This is a genomic window from Allofustis seminis DSM 15817 (assembly GCF_000374325.1).
Classification (GTDB): Bacteria; Bacillota; Bacilli; order Lactobacillales; family Carnobacteriaceae_A; genus Allofustis; species Allofustis seminis.
On the sequence record NZ_KB894079.1, the window covers coordinates 13,666 to 34,352 of the forward strand.

19 protein-coding genes and 1 tRNA gene are annotated in these 20,687 nt (G+C 36.9%); 19 read left to right on the forward strand and 1 reads right to left on the reverse strand.

The genetic code is table 11. The annotated features are described in order from the left end of the window. The first annotated feature begins 21 nt into the window (after positions 1-21). The 6 genes from gshAB to recD2 all read left to right on the forward strand — a co-directional run bounded on the left by gshAB (position 22) and on the right by recD2 (position 8,431). Positions 22-2,352: a bifunctional glutamate--cysteine ligase GshA/glutathione synthetase GshB gene (gene gshAB / locus C231_RS07440; protein ID WP_018658611.1), complete on the forward strand. Its 2,331-nt coding sequence runs from the start codon at positions 22-24 to the stop codon at positions 2,350-2,352. Continuing rightward, positions 2,345-3,484 (forward strand): cysteine desulfurase family protein, encoded by a 1,140-nt coding sequence (locus C231_RS0100075; RefSeq protein ID WP_018658612.1) that lies wholly within the window; start codon positions 2,345-2,347, stop codon positions 3,482-3,484. The genes gshAB and C231_RS0100075 overlap by 8 nt, the downstream gene beginning before the upstream one ends. A 13-nt stretch (positions 3,485-3,497) precedes the next feature. Next, on the forward strand, positions 3,498-3,845 hold the full coding sequence (locus tag C231_RS0100080) for a hypothetical protein (RefSeq protein WP_018658613.1): 348 nt from the start codon (positions 3,498-3,500) through the stop codon (positions 3,843-3,845). Positions 3,846-3,985: 140 nt separating this feature from the next. Beyond that, a complete protein-coding gene (gene mnmA / locus C231_RS0100085; protein WP_018658614.1) occupies positions 3,986-5,110 on the forward strand; it encodes a tRNA 2-thiouridine(34) synthase MnmA in 1,125 nt (374 codons plus the stop codon). A gap of 86 nt (positions 5,111-5,196) precedes the next feature. Continuing rightward, positions 5,197-6,033: a Cof-type HAD-IIB family hydrolase gene (locus C231_RS0100090; RefSeq protein WP_018658615.1), complete on the forward strand. Its 837-nt coding sequence runs from the start codon at positions 5,197-5,199 to the stop codon at positions 6,031-6,033. Between the two features lie 16 nt (positions 6,034-6,049). Further along, positions 6,050-8,431 carry an SF1B family DNA helicase RecD2 gene (recD2, locus tag C231_RS0100095; RefSeq protein ID WP_018658616.1) on the forward strand — a complete coding sequence of 794 codons (2,382 nt, stop codon included), beginning with the start codon at positions 6,050-6,052 and terminating at the stop codon, positions 8,429-8,431. 55 nt (positions 8,432-8,486) lie between these two features. On the opposite strand, the gene C231_RS0100100 is transcribed toward recD2, so the two are convergent. Further along, a complete protein-coding gene (locus C231_RS0100100; protein WP_018658617.1) occupies positions 8,487-9,386 on the reverse strand; it encodes a diacylglycerol kinase family protein in 900 nt (299 codons plus the stop codon). Between the two features lie 165 nt (positions 9,387-9,551). Between C231_RS0100100 and C231_RS0100105 the strand changes: the two genes are divergently transcribed. From C231_RS0100105 to C231_RS0100165, 13 genes are all read left to right on the forward strand, one after another. Then, a tRNA-Arg gene (locus C231_RS0100105) sits at positions 9,552-9,625 on the forward strand. Positions 9,626-9,715: 90 nt separating this feature from the next. Beyond that, on the forward strand, positions 9,716-10,396 hold the full coding sequence (radC, locus tag C231_RS0100110; protein WP_018658618.1) for a RadC family protein: 681 nt from the start codon (positions 9,716-9,718) through the stop codon (positions 10,394-10,396). A gap of 163 nt (positions 10,397-10,559) precedes the next feature. Next, positions 10,560-10,763: a cold-shock protein gene (locus C231_RS0100115; protein WP_018658619.1), complete on the forward strand. Its 204-nt coding sequence runs from the start codon at positions 10,560-10,562 to the stop codon at positions 10,761-10,763. A gap of 173 nt (positions 10,764-10,936) precedes the next feature. Then, positions 10,937-11,944, forward strand: coding sequence for a rod shape-determining protein (locus tag C231_RS0100120; RefSeq protein WP_018658620.1), 1,008 nt, complete (start codon positions 10,937-10,939; stop codon positions 11,942-11,944). A gap of 29 nt (positions 11,945-11,973) precedes the next feature. Beyond that, on the forward strand, positions 11,974-12,864 hold the full coding sequence (gene mreC, locus C231_RS07445; protein WP_018658621.1) for a rod shape-determining protein MreC: 891 nt from the start codon (positions 11,974-11,976) through the stop codon (positions 12,862-12,864). Then, positions 12,864-13,394 carry a rod shape-determining protein MreD gene (gene mreD, locus C231_RS0100130; RefSeq protein ID WP_018658622.1) on the forward strand — a complete coding sequence of 177 codons (531 nt, stop codon included), beginning with the start codon at positions 12,864-12,866 and terminating at the stop codon, positions 13,392-13,394. Before mreC ends, mreD begins: the two co-directional genes overlap by 1 nt. A gap of 13 nt (positions 13,395-13,407) precedes the next feature. Beyond that, complete coding sequence (locus C231_RS0100135; protein ID WP_018658623.1) at positions 13,408-14,106, forward strand: septum site-determining protein MinC; 699 nt, start codon at positions 13,408-13,410, stop codon at positions 14,104-14,106. After that, positions 14,085-14,888, forward strand: a complete 804-nt coding sequence (gene minD, locus C231_RS0100140; protein WP_018658624.1) for a septum site-determining protein MinD — start codon at positions 14,085-14,087, stop codon at positions 14,886-14,888. Before C231_RS0100135 ends, minD begins: the two co-directional genes overlap by 22 nt. Before the next feature lie 102 nt (positions 14,889-14,990). Then, the gene (locus tag C231_RS0100145) at positions 14,991-15,539 is read left to right on the forward strand and encodes a LemA family protein (RefSeq protein WP_018658625.1); all 549 of its coding nucleotides are present in this window, start codon (positions 14,991-14,993) and stop codon (positions 15,537-15,539) included. 19 nt (positions 15,540-15,558) lie between these two features. Next, entirely contained in the window at positions 15,559-17,286 is a 1,728-nt protein-coding gene (locus tag C231_RS0100150; RefSeq protein ID WP_169333930.1) for a DUF2207 family protein, read from the forward strand. 123 nt (positions 17,287-17,409) lie between these two features. Continuing rightward, the gene (locus tag C231_RS0100155) at positions 17,410-18,513 is read left to right on the forward strand and encodes a M20 metallopeptidase family protein (protein WP_018658627.1); all 1,104 of its coding nucleotides are present in this window, start codon (positions 17,410-17,412) and stop codon (positions 18,511-18,513) included. A 117-nt stretch (positions 18,514-18,630) separates the two neighbouring features. Continuing rightward, positions 18,631-18,993, forward strand: coding sequence for an Asp23/Gls24 family envelope stress response protein (locus C231_RS0100160; protein WP_018658628.1), 363 nt, complete (start codon positions 18,631-18,633; stop codon positions 18,991-18,993). Positions 18,994-19,026: 33 nt separating this feature from the next. After that, complete coding sequence (locus C231_RS0100165) at positions 19,027-20,685, forward strand: DAK2 domain-containing protein (protein WP_018658629.1); 1,659 nt, start codon at positions 19,027-19,029, stop codon at positions 20,683-20,685. Positions 20,686-20,687 lie beyond the last annotated feature (2 nt).

Sequence of the window (20,687 nt, forward strand, 5' to 3'; positions counted from 1 at the left end):
ATAAAAAGTAGGTGTCTAGACATGAATTTAGATATACGCCAATTGGTGACAGAACATTCGCTAACATATGAAATGCACCAAGGAAATTTCGGAATAGAAAAAGAAGGTTTACGTACTGAAAAAGATACCGACTATCTAGCATTAACAGATCATCCGCATACTTTAGGCAGTCGTCAATATCATCCATACATTCAGACGGACTTCAGTGAAAGTCAGCCAGAAATTATTACACCAGCATTATCAAGTGTGGAAGAAGTCTATCATGCTTTATTAGCACTTCATGATGTCCTTAATCAATCGATGGCAGAAAATGAATATATTTGGCCATTTAGCATGCCCAATCGATTACCTTCGGCAAATGATATTCCAATTATTCGTGTTGAAAATGAAGCGGATATAAAATATCGTGAATATTTAGCACAGAAATATGGTCGCAAATTACAGTTGATCAGTGGTATTCATTATAATTTTTCATTTGGGGAAGAGTGGTTTGAAAAGTTATTTGAAGTCCAAGCAATTTATGATTCAAAGCAACAATTAAAAGATGCAATTTATTTAAAACTTGCACAAAATTTTTTACGTTATGAATGGTTGCTTCTTTATTTATATGGTGCTGCCCCATATGCGCTAGATGATTTTTATGAGTCGGCTAATGGACCGCTTCCTATTCCAAAAAATTATTCTCGCAGTATTCGTAATGGAGAATATGGCTATCATAATGATCATCAATTAGTCGTTCGCTATGATAGTATTAAAGCATATATACAAGATATTTTAGCTGCAGTAGAAGCTGGAGAACTTTTTGAAGAGCGAGAATTTTATGGGAATGCACGACTTCGTGGTGGACGCTCTCTGCAAGCACTCGCTGAAAGTGGCATTCAATATGTAGAATTTCGCTCATTTGATATTAATCCATATGCTGAAGTGGGGATAACAAAAGAACAATTAGCATTTATTCATCTTTTCTTCCTAGCGATGGTTTGGATGGATAAGACGGCAGATCAAAAAGAAATTAAATTAGGCGAAATGATGCAGATGGAAACGGCAAAAGAAGATCCTTTTGCACAAAGTCATTATATTGAAGAAGGCAGACAATTGCTAGACCTTATGCATGAAGTACTTGAGGTACTGAATTTGCCAGATGTCTATAAAAATGCTTGGAATGCAGCATATGAAGTTTTGCATCATCCAGAAGAAACAATTGCTGCTCGGATCGTTTCAGACATTAAAAAAACAAGCTATCAAGCACTTGGCCACTCATTAGGCATGAAATACAATGCGAGCGCAACAGAAAAACCTTATCGCTTACGTGGCTTTGAACATTTTGAGTTATCGACACAACTTCTAATCTTTGACAGCCTACAATTAGGATTAGAGTTAGAAGTCCTTGATGCATCCGATCAATTTATCAAATTAAATCATCAAGGGCATGCGGAATATGTAAGAAAAGGTAATATGACCTCTAAAGATTCCACAATTTCTCATTTTATTATGGAAAATAAGACAGTGACCAAAAAAGTATTAGCACACGCTGGATTTCGCGTGCCATATGGGAAAGAATTTAACGGATTAGCAGAAGCGATGGAAGCATACGATGGCTTTAAAAATATGGCAGTAGTTGTCAAACCAAAATCGACAAATTATGGATGGGGAATTTCAGTTTTTAAAAGTCCACCAACGAAAAAAGCCTATGAAGAAGCAGTAAAGATCGCTTTGGATTTCGATGACTCATTTTTAGTGGAAGAATATATTCCAGGTACAGAATATCGATTTTTCGTATTAAATGGGGAAACGAAAGCGGTTCTACTGCGTGTCCCTGCGAATGTAACTGGGGATGGACATTCTACCATTGAAGAATTGATTGATATAAAAAATGAAGATCCGTTACGTGGAATAAACCATCAAACACCGATGGGACGACTCGAAAAAGGAAAAATTGAAAGATTGATGCTTCATGAACAAGGACTGGATTTTCACTCAGTGCCACCAAAAGGTAAAAGAATATTTTTACGGGAAAATTCAAATATTTCAACGGGCGGCGATTCAATTGATATGACGGATCAAATGGATCCCTCATATAAAAAAGTTGCAGAAAATATTGCACAAGCAATTGATGTGAGTGTGACAGGTATTGACTTAATTATTCCAGATTTTAAAATAAAAAGTACTAAAGAAAAACCAGGCTATGTTTGTTTAGAGGCAAATTTCAATCCTGCAATGAATATGCATGCTTTTGTGACAAAAGGAAAAGGGCATCGCTTGACGCGCAACATTTTAGAAATGCTTTTTCCAGAAGCGATGCAAGCGAAATATTGGCAACCTTATGAATTAGTATTTGGAAAGAATGATTAATATGACTGCATCAATTTATTTAGATTATGCTGCCACTACCCCGATGGATATCTCAGTCATTGAAAAAATGACTGATACAATGAGAAATCATTATGGAAATGCCTCCAGTATCCATCAATATGGGCGTAATAGCAAAAAATTATTGGAACATGCACGAAAAACGGTAGCAGAATATATCAATGCATTGCCCGAAGAAATTATTTTCACAAGTGGTGGCACTGAAAGTGATAATACTGCTATTTTAATGGGGGCACATGCTAGAAGCGATCGCGGCCGCCATATTATAACAACAGCAGTCGAGCATGAAGCGGTGCTCAAACCACTAAAAAGGCTGGAAGCTGAAGGGTTTGAAGTAACTTATTTACCTGTTGGTATAACTGGGGAATTAGATTTTGAGCACTTTAAAGAAGCAGTGCGTCAAGATACCATTCTCGTATCGATTATGAGTGTAAATAATGAAGTAGGAACCATTTTTCCGATCGAAAAAATTGGCGCCTTTTTATCCGAACGTGATATTTTATTCCATACTGACGCGGTGCAGGCTTTCGGTCCTCTTAAAATTGACGTAAAAAAAGCTAAAATTGATTTATTATCTGCTTCGGCACATAAAATATATGGTCCAAAAGGGGTAGGATTTCTTTATAAACGAAAAAATATCGCAATCCCTTCATTTATGCTAGGGGGCAATCAAGAAAGAAAACAGCGTGCTGGAACAGAAAATTTACCAGCCATTGTAGGTTTTGAACAAGCAGTCTGCCATATGAAGGCTAATCGCGCCCAGTTCAATCAGCATGCAGTGAATTTAAGAGAGCAATTAATCTATGAATTGAATCATCAAGCGATTAATTTTCAAATTAATGGCAATTTATCGCAGCAAGTGCCACATATTATTAACCTTTATTTCCCCAATAAATTGGCGGAACAACTTTTAATTCAGCTAGATTTAAAACAAATTGCGGTGTCTGCTGGATCTGCATGTACAGCGGGAAGCATTAAACCCAGTCATGTGTTACAATCTATGTATGGGGATCAATCAGATCGTCTGATGCACTCGATAAGAGTGAGCATGGGTGCATTTACAACAGAGAAAGATATCAAAGATTTTGTGAAAGTTTTGAAAGAAATAGTGTGAGAGGGGTCTGACAATGAGTCAAACGGCAACATTTAGTATTTTAGGAAGCTCAAAAAAATTCCAACTGCATTCCAACATAAAACGTTATAGTTTAAGAGATCATGGATTTATGGAAACAAAAAATGGTAATTTTCAATATGAACGGCCACTTTCAACAGTTATAACTGATTCTAAAGCACCCGTTTTAAAAATGACAATTAGCAAAAATTTTGATCGTGTGCGCCTTTCTATCGTTGCAAGTGTAAATAGTGCCAAAAAGATAAATATTTATAAAAATGAACATATGGAAGATGCACGTGAGCTGTTGGAATTTATTTTAAAAGAGTTCATAGAAGCGGAAATTATTCAGGAAATGAACTAGTTAAAAAAGACCTGCAAAGGTCTTTTTTATTGATGAAAAATAATTTGCAAACATATAAATGAACTTCTATAATGAATAGCTAGTATCTAACGAACCTTCAATTCGGCTAGATTTAAAATGAACGAAAAGATGGTGAAAAAATGGAACAAAATAAAAAAACGCGCATCGTTGTGGGAATGAGTGGTGGTGTAGATTCTTCAGTTACGGCACTATTGCTTAAAGAACAAGGTTATGATGTGGTAGGAATTTTTATGAAAAACTGGGACGATACGGATGAGAGTGGCTTTTGTACTGCTACTCAAGATTATGAAGATGTCGCCGCAGTTGCTGAGCAGATTGGAATTCCATATTATTCTGTGAATTTCGAAAAAGAATATTGGGATAAAGTATTTGAATATTTTCTAGAAGAGCATCGCCAAGGGCGCACACCGAATCCCGATGTTATGTGCAACAAAGAAATAAAATTCAAAGCATTCTTAAATTATGCACTAACACTTGGAGCAGACTACGTAGCGACGGGTCATTATGCACAAGTGGTACGTGACAATAATAATGTCGTGCATTTGTTGAGGGGAGTGGATGCAAATAAAGATCAGACTTATTTTTTGAATCAACTTTCCCAAGATCAACTGCAAAAAGCAATGTTCCCTTTAGGTGCCATGAGTAAGAGTGAAGTGAGAAAAATTGCTCAAGATGCACATTTGCAAACGGCCAATAAAAAAGACTCGACTGGAATTTGTTTTATTGGCGAGCGCGACTTCAAAGAGTTTTTAATGAATTATCTCCCTGCTCAACCAGGGAAAATGATGACATTTGATGGAAAAGAAATGGGTCACCATGATGGATTGATGTATTATACAATTGGTCAGCGGCGTGGATTGGGTATTGGAGGTACCCAAAATTCAAATGATCCATGGTTTGTTGTTGGCAAAGATTTATCACAAAATATTTTATATGTGGGGCAAGGGTATCATAATGAACATTTATATGCGACTAAACTAACGGCTGAAAAAATATCATTTACTCATGACATAAAAAAAGGAACCACATTTAAAGCCCAAGCACAATTTCGCTACCGACAAAAGCCAGTGAATGTGACAGTTATTTTAAATGATGGCCAAACGGAAGCTGAAGTCTATTTCGATGAACCAGCAAGAGCTGTAACTCCTGGACAATCGATTGTTTTATATGACGAAAATGAATGCCTTGGAGGCGGAACGATCACCGCAGCTTATCAAGAAGATCAACAATTACAATATATTTAAAGAGCTGCTATCAGCTCTTTTTTTATTGAACTTTGGTATTTTTATCGCTATGCTTAACAAAGTAAGCAAAAAAGGGAGGAAATGAGATGACATTGAAGCTTATTTCATTGGATGTAGACGGTACGCTTCTTAATGATGACCGCCGCATTACTCCGAAAACATATGAAATATTGATGGCTTGTCAGCAAGAAGGAATAAAGATTGTTCTTTGCTCGGGTCGCCCATTTCAAGGATTGCAAGCTCTAGCAGATCAATTACAACTGGATCATTTTGGAGGATATTTAGCAGGTTATAATGGAGGAAGAGTCTATGATATTAAGAATCAAAAGACACTTTTTAGTCAGACAATTTCTGCACCACTGGCTCGCAAAATTTATGATCATCTAGAACAGTTTGAGATACATCCATTTTTAGATGTTGATGCCTATATGTATGTTAATGATGCCTATGCCGATATCGGAATTCCCGTCTTTGATTTTCCAAGTGTTGTCGCATATGAAGCTCGAAATGGACATTTTAAAATATGTGAAGTTGACCATATTGGGGAGAAAGTACCTAGCGAGGGTGTATACAAAATTTTGCTTGCTGGAAATCCAGACTATTTAAAAGAAAATTATCAAGAAATGGCAGCTCCTTTTTTAAATGAAACGATTTCCAATTTTTCAGCTCCATTTTATTTTGAATTTACAGCACAAGGAATTGATAAAGCAAATAGTTTAGAAAAAGCATTCAAACCTCTTGGATTCCATCCAGATGATATTATTGCTTTTGGAGATAATGGCAACGATATAACAATGCTCCAATATGCGGGAGTAGGGGTTGCGATGGGGAATGCGACTGATGAAGTAAAAGCGACTGCCGATATTGTGACTTCAGACAACAATCAAGACGGCATTGCAATGATTTTGGAAAATTATTTATAAAAAGGAGGAGAACTTAGTGGAAAAAGAATATATTATCGGAGAAGTGAAAGCGACCTTGTTCGAAAATTTCGAAAATTTTTACAAAGTTCTCCTTGTGACCGTCACAGATACGAATACTGATTATCTTGAGGAAGAGATTGTAATTACTGGATATTTTGGTGCAATTGCCAGCGGAGATTATTATCAATTTTATGGACAACTAGTTCATCATCCGCGCTATGGTGTACAATTTCAATCCAATCGTTATATGAAAGAACATCCTTCAAATGAGACCTCTTTAATTAATTATTTATCAGGACGTCAATTTAAAGGAATTGGAGAAGTAACTGCAAAACGTTTAATTGAATCATTGGGTACTAACCTATTACAAAAAATATCCGATGATGCAAAATGCCTAGATGACTTGTCATTTTTAAATAAAAAGCAGCGAAAAGCATTACGCGAAGGGATCAAAGAATCCTTGGGAAGTCACCAAATTATCATTTTTTTAAATGAATTAGGATTAGGTAATGATCGTGCTTATCGCGTTTATGATATTTTAAAAGAAGAAACGATTGAAAAAATTAAAGAAAATCCATATATTTTATGTGATATTTTGGAGAAATTTAGCTTTGAACGTGCCGATCAACTTGCACAAGAATTAGAAGTCCCTCCTGATGCAACTAGTCGGATAAAAGCAGGTATCTTATATACATTGGCATATGAGATTGGAAAAGTTGGCGATACTTTCATGGCAGTGGAGCCTTTAATTTATCAAAGCGTTCAGCGCCTTGAGCGAACGCGCCCTTTTATGATTGAATCAGATTTAATTTATGATGCTGTCAGTGAATTAGTAAATGCTGAGAAGCTCATCATTGAAGATGGGCGAGCTTATTTACCGATCCTTTATCGCTGCGAATATGGCATCGCAAGAGATATTCATCGTCTGTTGAATAGTTCAATTGAAGAATTTTCAGAAGAAGAATTTGAACAAGCCTTGTCCTTTGCTGAAGAAGATACAGGAATTGTATATGATGACGATCAGAAAGAAGCAATTTTACTTGCAATGAAGTCTCCTCTTTTTATTATGACAGGGGGACCAGGGACAGGTAAGACGACTGTCATTGATGGAATTATTCAAACCTATCGTCATCTTCATTCATTGGAGAATATTCATGAGGACAGTCCCTCACATCCTATCTTGCTTGCAGCACCTACAGGGAGAGCAGCGAAAAGAATGCAAGAAGCTACACAAATTCCAGCGCGAACGATTCATAGTTTGTTGCAATTAAAAATTGATGAAGCGGATGAAACATTTGAAGAAGGGGCAGTTACGCTTGAAGGGCAGCTTTTAATTGTGGATGAAATGTCCATGATCGATACATGGTTAATGAATCAGCTTTTGCGTGCAGTGCCTAAAGGAATGAAAGTCATTTTAATTGGCGATCAAGACCAATTGCCACCAGTGGGTCCAGGTCAAGTCTTTCGTGATCTGATTGAAACACACTATATTCCTATGGTATCGCTTAATAAAATTTATCGACAAGCACAGGGGTCCTCTATTATTGAATTAGCACACCAAATAAAGCAAGGAAAATTACCGCATGATTTCTTAGAACAGACACATGATCGAAATTTCTTTCGGGCTGGAACAGCTGAGGTTGTTCCTTTAGTTGAACATATTGTGACGCGTGCGATTGAAAAAGGCTACACTTCCGAAGATATTCAAGTGCTTGCTCCCATGTATAAAACAGCTGCGGGGATTGATCAATTGAATAAAAGTTTACAAAAATTATTTAACCCTGCCAATCCTGAAAAAGAAGAAATGGAATTTGGTAACATTGTATATCGCGTTGGGGATAAAATATTATTAACGAAAAATGATCCCGAACAAGGAGTCTACAATGGAGATATGGGAATTATTGTTGGGTTTGTGGCTAAAGAATATACAGAGTCCAAGCGTGAAGAGATGTTGCTTAATTTCAATGGAATTGAAGTTCATTATCCGCGCAGTGAGTGGATACATCTTTCGCTCGCTTATTGTTGTTCGATCCATAAGGCACAAGGCAGTGAATATCCTATTGTAATATTACCACTTGTTTATGCTTTCAAAGTGATGTTAACAAAAGATCTGCTTTATACAGCTGTCACACGTGCTAGTCAATCATTGATTTTGTGCGGTGATCCGAATGCCTTTGTAACTTGTTTAACTACAACAAGTGCTACAAGAAAAACAACATTGAAAGAACGTCTAAATGAAAATTTAGATGTACAGCCGCTGAAAGACCTCATTTATGAAGAAGATGAGAATTACTCTGTTGATGGGACATCATCATATCTTTTAACACCTGAAATAATTTTAAAAGCAGTAATTGATCCCTTAATTGGAATGGATGGATTATCACCTTATGATTTATAAAAAAGACTTTAAAACATTTCTTCACAAAAGATTGTTTTAAAGTCTTTTTTTATATCTAATAATTTTGTTTTAAGATATTAACGTCCCATTTTTGACCAGGATAGACAATGAAAGGCTCACCATCATATTGACCATATTGCATAGCGGTTGTCTCAAATGAAAGTGTTGAAGCAGATGCTTTCCATAACTTATCATCAGTAGGTAATGCATTATGTAAGAGCATTCTTCTAAGAATTGATAGCAGTTGGATAAATGTCACCTCATGTCCTACAACTACATCTAGGTGTCCATCTTTTGCATCTGCATCTGCAAAAAATGGAATTCCACCACCAAAATATTTATTAATTCCAAATGAAAAAAGTTGAGCATGTTCAAAATGCTTTGTGTGTTTCGGATAGTGCAGCGTTACACCAAATTTATTTTGTTTCAAAAAACTTGAAATAATCGCATTAGAATAAGATTTTGCATGAATTTTTCGATAGTGACGATTTCGATTCAAATAATATGTAATGCGGCCATCTAGTCCTATGCCAGCACTATTAACTGCGAAGTAATGAGCGTCAGGCCCGATAATTTCTAAAAGGTCATGTTCCACATGCTGTGCTTTTGTCAATAAATATTCGATCGCTTGATCGGTATCTAATGGAATATAATTAGATCGTGCAAAGTCATTACCTGTCCCAGCGGGGATGCAGCCAATTGGATTTTTTATGTTGAATTGTCGCACATGCGTAATAATCTGATTCATCGTACCATCGCCCCCAACTGCTACAATAACATCTTGCGGTGCGAGTTCTTTTTTGAATCGCCAAAATAATTGATTGAGTTGTGGAAGATTTTCCGTATGATATATTTTATAATGAGAAGTATATTGGGGAACGACTTGTAGCAAGTGTTTTGCTTGAAGGCGACTACTCATACTTAAAATAAAATGAAAACATATTTCTTTTGGCACATTCTCACCTCTTTTGAATTTTTATTATACATGAATGTTATAAAAAAGACTAAGTAATAGACCATTTTTAAGAGATATCATGAATAATTAAAAAACATGAAAAAATTCATGAAAACTATTGACAATCCCCAAAAATAAGGGTATATTATTATTAATAAGTCTTGAGCGCCCTTAGCTCAACTGGATAGAGTACCTGACTACGAATCAGGCGGTTAGAGGTTCGACTCCTCTAGGGCGCGCTTCAAAAAGCTGTGGAATATTCCACAGCTTTTTTGTTAATCATGGCATGTTTCGGTAATATATAGGATAAAGCGAAAGAGTGATATATGATGCCATCTTTTTTGAGAGAGCTGCCTATAGAGAGTAGGCCGCGTGAGCGGCTGCGCAAGTTTGGCAGCCGATCCTTAGCTGATCATGAATTATTGGCGATTATTTTGCGAACTGGGACACAAAAACAACATGTACTTGAGGTTTCTTTGGAAATATTGAATCATTTTAAAAATTTACATCAACTGCGAAATGTTACATATGAAGAATTACTTGAATTGCCTGGTATCGGTCCAACAAAGGCTGTTGAATTATTAGCCATAATTGAATTTGGACAGCGCTTAAATGATGCTTATCAAGTAAAAGAAGGGACAGTAGCTTCAAGTTCATGGGTCGGGAATTTTTTAATCCAGAAAATGAGAGATTTGCAGCAGGAACATGTTGTGGCACTTTATTTAAATACTAAAAATGAAATCATAAAAAAAGAAACGATATTTATTGGCTCGATTAATTCATCGGTTGCTCATCCGCGCGAAATTTTTAAAGGAGCGATTCGCTGTAGTGCAGCACGAATAATTATCGCTCATAATCATCCTTCTGGTAATCCGCAACCGTCACAGACTGATTTAGATTTTACAAAAAAACTTGCCCAGGCAGGAAAATTGATTGGAATTGAATTGTTAGATCATTTTGTAATTGGAGAATCGCGTTATATCAGCTTAAAAGAAGAAGGATATTTATAGTTTTAAGCGATGAGTTTGTTTTGTTTGCTAATCCTATAAACAAGTGGTATGCTAACCCTAGCATTTTGTTAAGGAAAGAAAAAAGTGTTTTAGCACTCCATTCGTACCTTAGGCTAGAATGTGAATTTATATGTGTCAAAAGGCACGAGGAGGAAATTTTATAATGGAAACAGGAACAGTTAAATGGTTTAACGCAGAAAAAGGATTCGGATTCATCGAACGTGAAGGCGCAGACGATGTATTCGTACATTTCTCAGCAATTGATGAAGAAGGTTACAAAACACTTGAAGAAGGTCAAGAAGTAACATTCGATATCGAAGAAGGCGACCGCGGACCACAAGCTGCAAACGTAAAAAAAGTTAACTAATTTCATTAAAAACTTTACCGGAGAGAGCATATTCTCTCCGGTTTTTTGTTTTATTCGACCTTTCGCTTAAAAACTAGTGCAAAATGATCGAAAAAAAGTTATAATTAGTAAGCATGTACAATTATTTGAATTAAAAATCAAAATGATTAAATTGAAAGAAAGAAGGTACTGGTGTGTGCTTATTTAGTAAAAAAAGAATTGGCATTGATTTAGGAACGGCAAATACGAAAGTTTACGTTGATGGTGAAGGAATTGTTATTGGAGAACCTTCTGTTGTCGCTACGAACCTTAAGACAGGCGAAATAGTTGCTGTAGGTGGCGATGCACAAAAGATGATTGGTCGTACACCCGGAAGTATCGTGGCAAGTCGTCCAATGAAAAATGGTGTGATTGCTGATTTTGATACGACAAGTGCGATGCTTGAATATTTTATGAACAAATTAAGTGGACGCTTTTCAAAACCTTCTGTATTAATTTGCGTTCCAGGAAAAGGTACCGAAGTCGAAAAGCGTGCAGTAATCGATGCAGCTCGAATGGCGGGTGCTCGTGAAGCTTATTTGATTGAAGAACCTTTTGCGGCAGCGATTGGTGCTGATCTGCCTGTCAACGAACCTACTGGAAGTATGGTCATTGACTTAGGGGGCGGAACCACAGACGTAGCGGTGATCTCTTTAGGTGGAATTGTGGCAAGTCGAACCATTCATGCAGCGGGAGATGCTATGGACGAAGCGATCATTGCCTATATTCGTAATGAACATAATTTACTCATCGGCGAACGAACGGCTGAAAGCATCAAGATGGAATTAGGATCTGCTTGTCCAAAAGCAGCAGAAGAGCTTGGTAGCTCAGAAATACGCGGTCGTGACTTGCTAACAGGGCTTCCAAAAACGATTGAAATTTCTGCTGTTGAGCTTTCAAAAGCGATCGCTGAAGTTGTCAATGATATTATTAATGCAGTAAAAGGTACACTAGAAGATACACCGCCCGAGATTGCGGCAGATGTGATCGACCGCGGAATCGTCTTAACAGGGGGCGGCGCTTTATTACGTAATTTAGACGATGTGATCTCAGATGCTACGGATGTTCCCGTTTTTGTAGCAAATCAACCGCTAGATTGTGTCGCTTTAGGGACAGGTAAAGCGCTTGAGAATATGGAGCTTTTCCGTAAACAACAATTGTAATTTAAATTGAGTGATTGGAGTTTTATAGAATGAAGAAATTCTTTAGTAATAAAAAGTTAATAGGGCTATTGATTACAGTAATTCTTTTTATTACCGTCTTGTCCTTGTCATTTAATCGCATGGGCAATATTCCTTTTTTTCAAACTATAACGAATGATGTAACAGGAGTTTTCGGACGCTTATTTGAGGCGCCAATTCGTGCAGTTGATGGGCTTTTTAGCAAGGTAAACAATTTACAAGATACTTATATTGAAAATCAACGTCTAAAAAAAGAAATTGATCGAATTGGAGAAGTGCAGGCCGAAAACCAAGCCATTCGCCAAGAAAATGAGAAATTGAAAGAAGAATTGGAGCTTCAAGCCACACTAACAGAATATGAAAAAATTACCGCAACGGTCATTGCACGTAATCCAGATAAGTGGCTAGATATTGTGGTAATTGATCGAGGAAGTACTGATGGACTTAAAGTTGGGATGTCTGTTCTTGGAGGCAAGGGACTTATTGGACGCATAACAGAAGTTAATCCTACCAGTTCAAAAGTTATGTTGCTAACGCATGCAGAGCAACAAGCTGTTCAAACATCTGCTGAAGTTACGACAGAAGATGGTGAAACGATTTATGGCGTGATTACCCATTATGATCCACAGCGCAAACAACTCATTATGGACCGCATTACAAGTGATGCAACGATTGAGGAGGGCACGAGCGTGGTGAGTAGTGGTCTAGGTGGCGTAGTGCCGCGTGGATTATTAATTGGCGAAGTTGCCGAAGTGTCAATGGATGAACATGGACTGAGTCAACAAATTTATGTGACTCCTACAGAAGATTTTGATCAGATACGTTTCGTGACAGTGATTAGCCGCAATGCACGAACTGTCAATGAGAATGAGTTCAGTAAAGAAGAGGAGCCGAATGAATAATGGCACAATGGAAAAAGGTTATTTTGTCCGTCTTTCTTATCGCACTCGCTCTTTTTATTGATGGTAGCGTTGTATTAAATGCTCCACAACTTTTAAATACGCGACTGGGACAAATTGTCCCCCACTTAACGACTATAATGCTCATTACATTGAGCTATTATTTTGACGAGACATATATGCAATTATTCGCTTTAGTCGTTGGCTTTATTAAAGATTCATACTATGTTGGTTTTTTAGGAATTTACATGGTAGGATTCTTTGCGATGATTTATATTATTCGTCAAGTTCAAAGCTTCTTTAATGAGCAATTTATTGTCTATGTATTACTTGGCATTTTAGGAATTTTCTTAATTGAGAATTTTGCATATTTTATTTATAACATGCTTTCCATTACACAAATGGACTGGGCAACATTTTATATCAAACGTCTAGGCATCACATTATTTGTAAATAGCGCCTTGACAGTTATCGTTACATTTCTGATTGATAAATTATTCTTACATTTAAAAGCAACCGAATTTAAATTATAAGTAGGTGGATGAATTGCAAAAAGCTGTTACATTGAAAGGCACAAATGATGGTTGGCGATTAATAGTAAATGATCAGTCAAGCTATCAGGAAATTGATGAAGCGTTAGCATCATTGATAGAAAATATCCATGAAGAATCTTCTCAAAAATCAGATTACTTACTTAGAATTTCAACGGGTAATCGTCTGATTGATGAAAAACAATTAGCAAAAATGAAAAAAACAATTGAAAATGAAACGAAATTTCAAATTGAACGTGTAGAGAGCAACGTCCTGCCGAAAGATGTCGCACAAGATTTTGCGAATCAATCTGGTATGGAATTTGTTGTTCGTAACGTCCGTAATGGGCAAATCTTAGAATCTGAAAAAGACTTGTTGCTCGTTGGGAAAGTCTTCCCAGGAGGAGTTGTTCGTTCTGCTGGTCACATTATTGTCATTGGCGAAATGAATGGAACAATTCAAGCGGGTTTCAGAGGAAATGAAGAAGCGGTGATTATTAATAACTTTATGTGTGATGCACAAGTTAGAATCGCAGATCATGTTGAAGTCATCGAAGGCGACAAAGAATCTGATGAAATAAAAGATTATGGCGTATTACTTGTAAATGATATGTATGTCATGGAAAAAATTTCGCCGCGTCTTTTAAAAGAGCGCCGACCAGATATCACGAAAGAAACAGGGGGATTGGAAGAATGGCTCGAACGATTGTCGTAACATCAGGTAAAGGAGGCGTTGGTAAAACAACGACTTCTGCAAATATTGGGACAGCACTTGCTCTTCAAGATAAAAAAGTCTGCTTAATGGATATGGATATCGGTTTACGAAATCTAGATGTTATTTTAGGATTGGAAAATCGTATCATTTACGACATTGTAGATGTAGCAGAAGGACGGGTCAAATTACATCAAGCGTTAATTAAAGACAAACGCTTTAATGATCATCTCTTTTTAATTCCAGCAGCACAACATGCAGACAAAGATGCAGTGAGTGAAGAGCAGATGCTTGAAATTGTGAAAGAATTAGATCCTCTTTTTGACTTCATTATCATTGATTGTCCCGCAGGAATTGAGCAAGGATTTAAAAATGCAGTTGTAGCAGCAGATGAAGCTATTATAGTAACGACACCCGAAAATTCTGCTATTCGCGATGCGGACCGTATTGTGGGCTTGCTTGAGCAAAATGAATTAGCTGCACCACAATTGATCATTAATCGTGTAAAACCACAAATGATGCTCAATGGGGATATTATGGATGTAGAAGAGATTACACAACATCTAGGAATTCCTTTGTTAGGAATTGTCTTTGACGATGAAGAAGTTACCTTACAATCAAATGCAGGAGTGCCAGTAGTGATGAATCCTGATCTACCTTCAGCAAAAGGTTATCGTAATATTGCTAGACGTATTTTAGGGGATGCGGTGCCGCTGATGTCATTAGACCAGCAAGAGCAACCTTCACTGTGGCAAAAAATAAAAAGAATTTTTACAATGCAATAAAGCAATCAAGGAGAATATAAATTCTCCTTTTTATTTTTGTCTGAAGGGATTTAATGGTAAAATAAGTTCATAATTAAATAAATTGTTAAAGGAGTGAATGATATGGAAGTCATAGGAATACTCATTATTATTGTTGCCGCTATTGCGCTATGGGGCGTTCGAATTTACAATGAATTGGTTGGTATTCGTGAAAATGTTTTTAATGCAAAAAGTCAGATTGCAGTACAAATTGAATCGCGATGGGATGCATTGAAAAGTATCATTGATGCAACGAAACAATATTCGCGTCATGAAGCTGAAACATTAGAAAAAGTTACAGCGCAAAGAACAAGTGTTAGCCAAGCATCGTCCGTTGAAGCAATGGAAAAAAGTGAAGAACAATTTGCAGGTGTATTAAGTCGATTAATTGCTGTAGCAGAAGCATATCCTGAATTAAAAGCAAGTGAACTTTATCAAAATGCGATGCGAAGCGTGGAAGAATTTGAAAATAAAGTACGTCAGTCACGTATGATTTATAATGACAGCGTGACAAAATTAAATCGCGCAGTTCAAGAGTTCCCATCTTCAGTTATTGCAGGTATGTTCAATTTTACTAAGGAACCTTACTTTGAAGAAACTGAAGAAAAACGCGAAATGCCAAGCTGGGAATAAATAGATGGACAGTGATTGTATGAATAAGATTTTGAAAAATATTTTTGCTCCACTAATTTTCGTAGCTTTACTCTTTTTAGGTGCTGGGTCTCAATCTGTCATTGCTTCAGAAAATATCATTCATTCCATTAATATGGAGGTTATGCTGAATGAAGATGGTTCAGCAACGATTAAGGCCCTTTGGGATATGTCGCAATATGAAGGCACTGAAATTTATATTCCGATGGGAAGCAATAAAGTTTCACAAGTGATTGATTTTACTGTAAGCGAAGAGGGAAAAGTTTACGAAAACTTAGGCAATGATTGGGACACTGATGGCTCATTAGAAGAAAAAAGATTTAAAAATGGTATCAATGAATCAAGTGATCAGCAAGAATTGTGCTGGGGAATTGGCTCATATGGGAAGCATCTTTATCAATTAGAATATACTATCACCAATTTTGTGCGAAAAACATCAGATGGCAAATATATGATATTCTGGAAATTTTTTAATGATTCGATGAATATTCCAATCGACAAAATGACAGTTCATATAAACGCTTTTTCAAAGATGCCAGCAGCTGATCTGCGTGTTTGGGGATTCGGTTTTGAAGGGGAGACGGAAATCTTAGATGAAGGTACTATTTTTGCACAAAGTCATGGTAAAATAAACTATTTTACAGTGCTATCCATTCTTCCTGATGGATTATTTCAAACTGAAGTAGAAATGGATGAATCTTCTGAAGATATTATCGATAAAGCAAAAGATGGTTCTGATTATGCAGAAGTTGATGGAGATGGCTTTAGTTTGTCCGACTTGTTAGCATTTTTGGCAATAATTCCTCCATTCATTGCTGTTGCTACGGCTATTGCCACCATAATTTCATCAGGTAATACGTCGCACTCATATCGTAGTGAGCTAAGAATTAAAGATTATGACGGTCAATATTGGCGTGATGTTCCATTAGAAGGTGATATTCATATTGCAATATTACCACTTGATGGTCTGCATTTTGGTGATGAAGATTCAATTATGACAGCTTACTTCTTGAAATGGATCAAAGAAGGTTATTTAGTAGTCGTTGATGATAAAAAAGTGCGTGGATTCTTTAATAAAAAATCTAAAAAGAACAAAAAAGCACTCCAAATAGATGCTGATAAATTTCATAAAGAAAATAAAATGGCAAGCGATATTGAGCTGGACCTTTTCAGTATGATAGAAGAAGCGAGTGTCGATGGAATATTGGAAGCAAAAGAATTTACGGAGTGGGCGACAGATGAGTACGACCGCCTTGAAGAATGGCAGGATGACATTTATGCTAGTTCTGAGAGTGTGTTATGTGAAGAAGGTTATTATCGCTATAACAAAAAACGCTCATGGCTTAAGTTGAATCAGTTAGAACCTACAAGTAAAGGCAAACTCTTAGAAGAAAATATCATTAAATTCCGCAACTATTTATTAGACTTCTCATTATTGAATGAACGAGGAGCTATTAATGTTCATTTATGGGATGATTTGCTTATTTGGGCAGCGATGCTTGGAATTGCTGATGAGGTATATGAAGAATTTAGCAAGCTTTATCCAGAATATATCGTTCAAACAAATATGACACCAGAAGCAATTTATTGGTCGCATTATTATCCTTCCCATGCTATTAGCGCTGCATCGAACGCTTCGGCATCCAGCTCCAGTGGCTACGGAGGAAGTACCAGCTTTACTGGTGGTGGCAGTAGCTTTGGTGGCGGCAGCGGCGGCGGATTTAGATAATATAATGTAATGTAGCACTGGGACAGTTTGAAATTGACCCAGTGCTTTTTTATGATGATATTGGAAAAATGAGCAAAAATAGGGTAAAATTTCACTGGATAATAAAGAAAGAGGGCTTTTATAATGGATGATTTTAGAAAGTTACGTCATGAACTTCGTGCTCATCCAGAGATTTCAGAGCATGAACAAAATACACGAAAAAGATTGATGAGCTTTTTGAATAAACGGTTAGAGAATACAGAAATCATTGATTGTGGTCGCTATTTTTATGCTGTGAAAAGAGAAGAAGATGCTACAGAAACCATTGCATTTCGAGCAGATCATGATGCAATTTTGAATGAAGAAGGACAACCTTTTCATGGTTGTGGACATGATGGGCACTCGACAATGCTGGCAGGAGCGGCAGTTACGTTAGATAAGAAAACAATCGGCAAAAATATTGTTTATATTTTTCAACATGCTGAAGAAAATGGTGTAGGTGCCAAAGAATGTGTTGAAATTTTAGAAAAAGAACATGTTGATCGCGTGTATGGCCTTCATAATTGGCCTGGGTTTTCAATAGGGGAATGTGTAACAAGAAAAGGAACATTCTATTGTGCATCAAGAGGATTGACCATTCGCCTTAAGGGGAAACAATCTCACGCATCCATGCCTGAAGAAGGACTAAATCCTGTCTACACCTTTGCTAAAATTTGTAAAATATTGGAACCTTTAGCTCAATTTAAAGGATTTGTCCCAACGCCATTTTTAAATGAAGTGTTTTCTGGACTTGTATTATGTACAGTCGTTCATTTGAATGTGGGCGAAGCCGATGCATTTGGCGTGAATCCAGGAGTAGGTGAGCTATCTTTAACAATTCGTGCTGAAAAATTAGAAGATTTGGATCGCTTACAAGAGATGATCTTACATCTTATCAAAGAAGAAGCGACTGGAATGGCAATGACATATGCAATTCATGATGATTTTCCAGATACTACTAACCCAGAATATCTAGTAGAAACCCTACGTGAAAAAATGGCAAATCAAGGCATAACATTAAAAGAGTTGTCAGACCCAATTCGTTCCAGTGAAGATTTTGGTTGGTACCTCAAACATCGTCCGGGTTGTTTTTTTATTTTGGGTGCTGGAGAAGAACATGTGCCTGTCCATCATCCTGATTATGAATTCCCAGATGCACTTATTGAGCTAGGAATAAAATTTTGGACTTGGCTGGCATTTAATGGCTAAGCGAAATCGCTAGCATTATGGTCGAACATTGTTTTATTTAATCTTTTTGTGTATTATAAAAGATAGCAATTTTTTAAATGTTATTAAATGAAAGAATCAACTGAAAGGAGCAGCAAAATGTCCGTAAAAATTAATAACTCATATGGAACAGTTGAGATTACTAGTGATGTTATTGCAACGGTAGTGGGTGGCGCTGCAACAGAAGTTTTTGGAATTGTTGGGATGGCGAGTCGTCATCAAGTGCGCGATGGCATTAGTGAAATTTTAAATAGAGAAAATTATTCACGCGGTGTTATTGTCCGCCAAGAAAATGATGAGGTTATTATTGATGTATATATTATTACACAATATGGAATTAAGATTTCAGAAGTGTCGAAAAATGTACAAGAACGGGTAAGCTATCAGCTCAAATCCACGTTTAATCTAGAGCCTAAATCAGTGAATGTTTTTGTGCAAAGTGTACGAGTTCCCGCTGAATAAGGCGTGACTTGTGATGAATGAGGAGTTGACAAATTGAGATTAGAAATTTTAAATGGCGATGACTTTAAACAAATGATCGTTGCAGGTCAGAAAAACTTAGAGAAAAACCATGAGTATGTTAATGAGTTAAACGTCTTCCCTGTTCCAGATGGCGATACGGGCACCAATATGAATCTGACATTTACAAGCGGGAAGGATGCCGTTTTAGAGTGTGAGACGGATCATGTTGGAGAAATTGGTCGAATTTTAGCCAAAGGGCTCTTGATGGGAGCACGCGGAAACTCAGGTGTTATTTTATCCCAGTTATTTAGAGGATTCTCTAAAAAAATAGAAAAATATGAGTCGCTTGATGCGAAAAAATTTGCGACCGCCTTTCAAGGAGGTGTCGATGCAGCATATAAAGCGATTATGAAACCAGTTGAAGGAACGATTTTAACAGTAGCTCGTGAAGCTGCAAAAGCGGGCGAGCAAGCCGCTTTAGAAAATGCGGATATCATTGGTGTAATGGCCGCAGTAAAAGATGCTGCACAGACAGCACTGGACCATACACCTGAACAACTGCCAGTTCTTAAAGAAGTGGGATTTGTTGACAGTGGGGGTCAGGGACTAGTCTTCATCTATGAAGGTTTCTTATCCATATTGACTGGAGAAGCACCAAAAGCAGTGCTGCCATTAAAAAAAGCTGAAATATTTGAAGAAGTTGTTGAACATGAGGTTCATCATGAAGTAGCACATCCAGCGGATATTGTATATGGTTATTGTACTGAAATTATGGTGCGCTTAGGTGAAGGAGAAACGGTCGATTCCACCTTTGACTATGATGAGTTCAGAAACTACTTAAATGAATTAGGTGACTCACTTTTAGTCGTTGCAGATGATGAGATTGTAAAAGTCCATGTTCATACTGAAAAACCAGGCGAAGTTATGAATTATGGTCAAAAATTCGGCTCACTCATTAAGATTAAAGTTGACAATATGCGTGAACAAAATGCCGCACTAGTTAACAAAGAAAATCAAATAGCAAAAGCTCCTGAAAAAGATCTTGCAATTATTACAGTTGCTGCAGGAGAGGGTGTTAGTGAAATGTTCCGCTCAATGGGTGTCGATTATGTTTTAAAAGGCGGCCAAACGATGAATCCATCGACGCATGATTTTGTTGAAGCAATGGAAAAAGTCCCTGCTAAAAATTATTTGCTTTTACCAAATAATAGCAACATTTTCTTAGCTGCTAAGCAAGCAGCAGAAATTCATGAAGGTAATGCTGCGGTAGTCGAAACACGAACGATACAGCAAGGACTTACTGCGATGCTAGCGTTCCATCCTGACGGCGGTCTGGAAGAAAATTTAAAATCAATGGCTGAGGAAATGACAATGGTCACATCAGGTCAAATTACTTTTGCAGTTCGCGATACAGAAATAAATGGCTTGCATATTAAAAAAGACCATTATATTGGACTCATTGATGGTGAGATCAAAGTAACAGATGCTGAATTAAATAAAATTGTCTTACAAACAATTACTGAAATGATTGATGAGGACAGTGAAATGATTACATTAATTTTTGGAGAAGATGTGTCGGAACAAGAAGCTGAATTGTTACAAGCAGAAATTGAAGAAGCGTTTGATGATCTGGATGTTGAAATTTATGAAGGGAATCAACCCGTTTATCCTTATTTAATTTCAGTTGAATAATT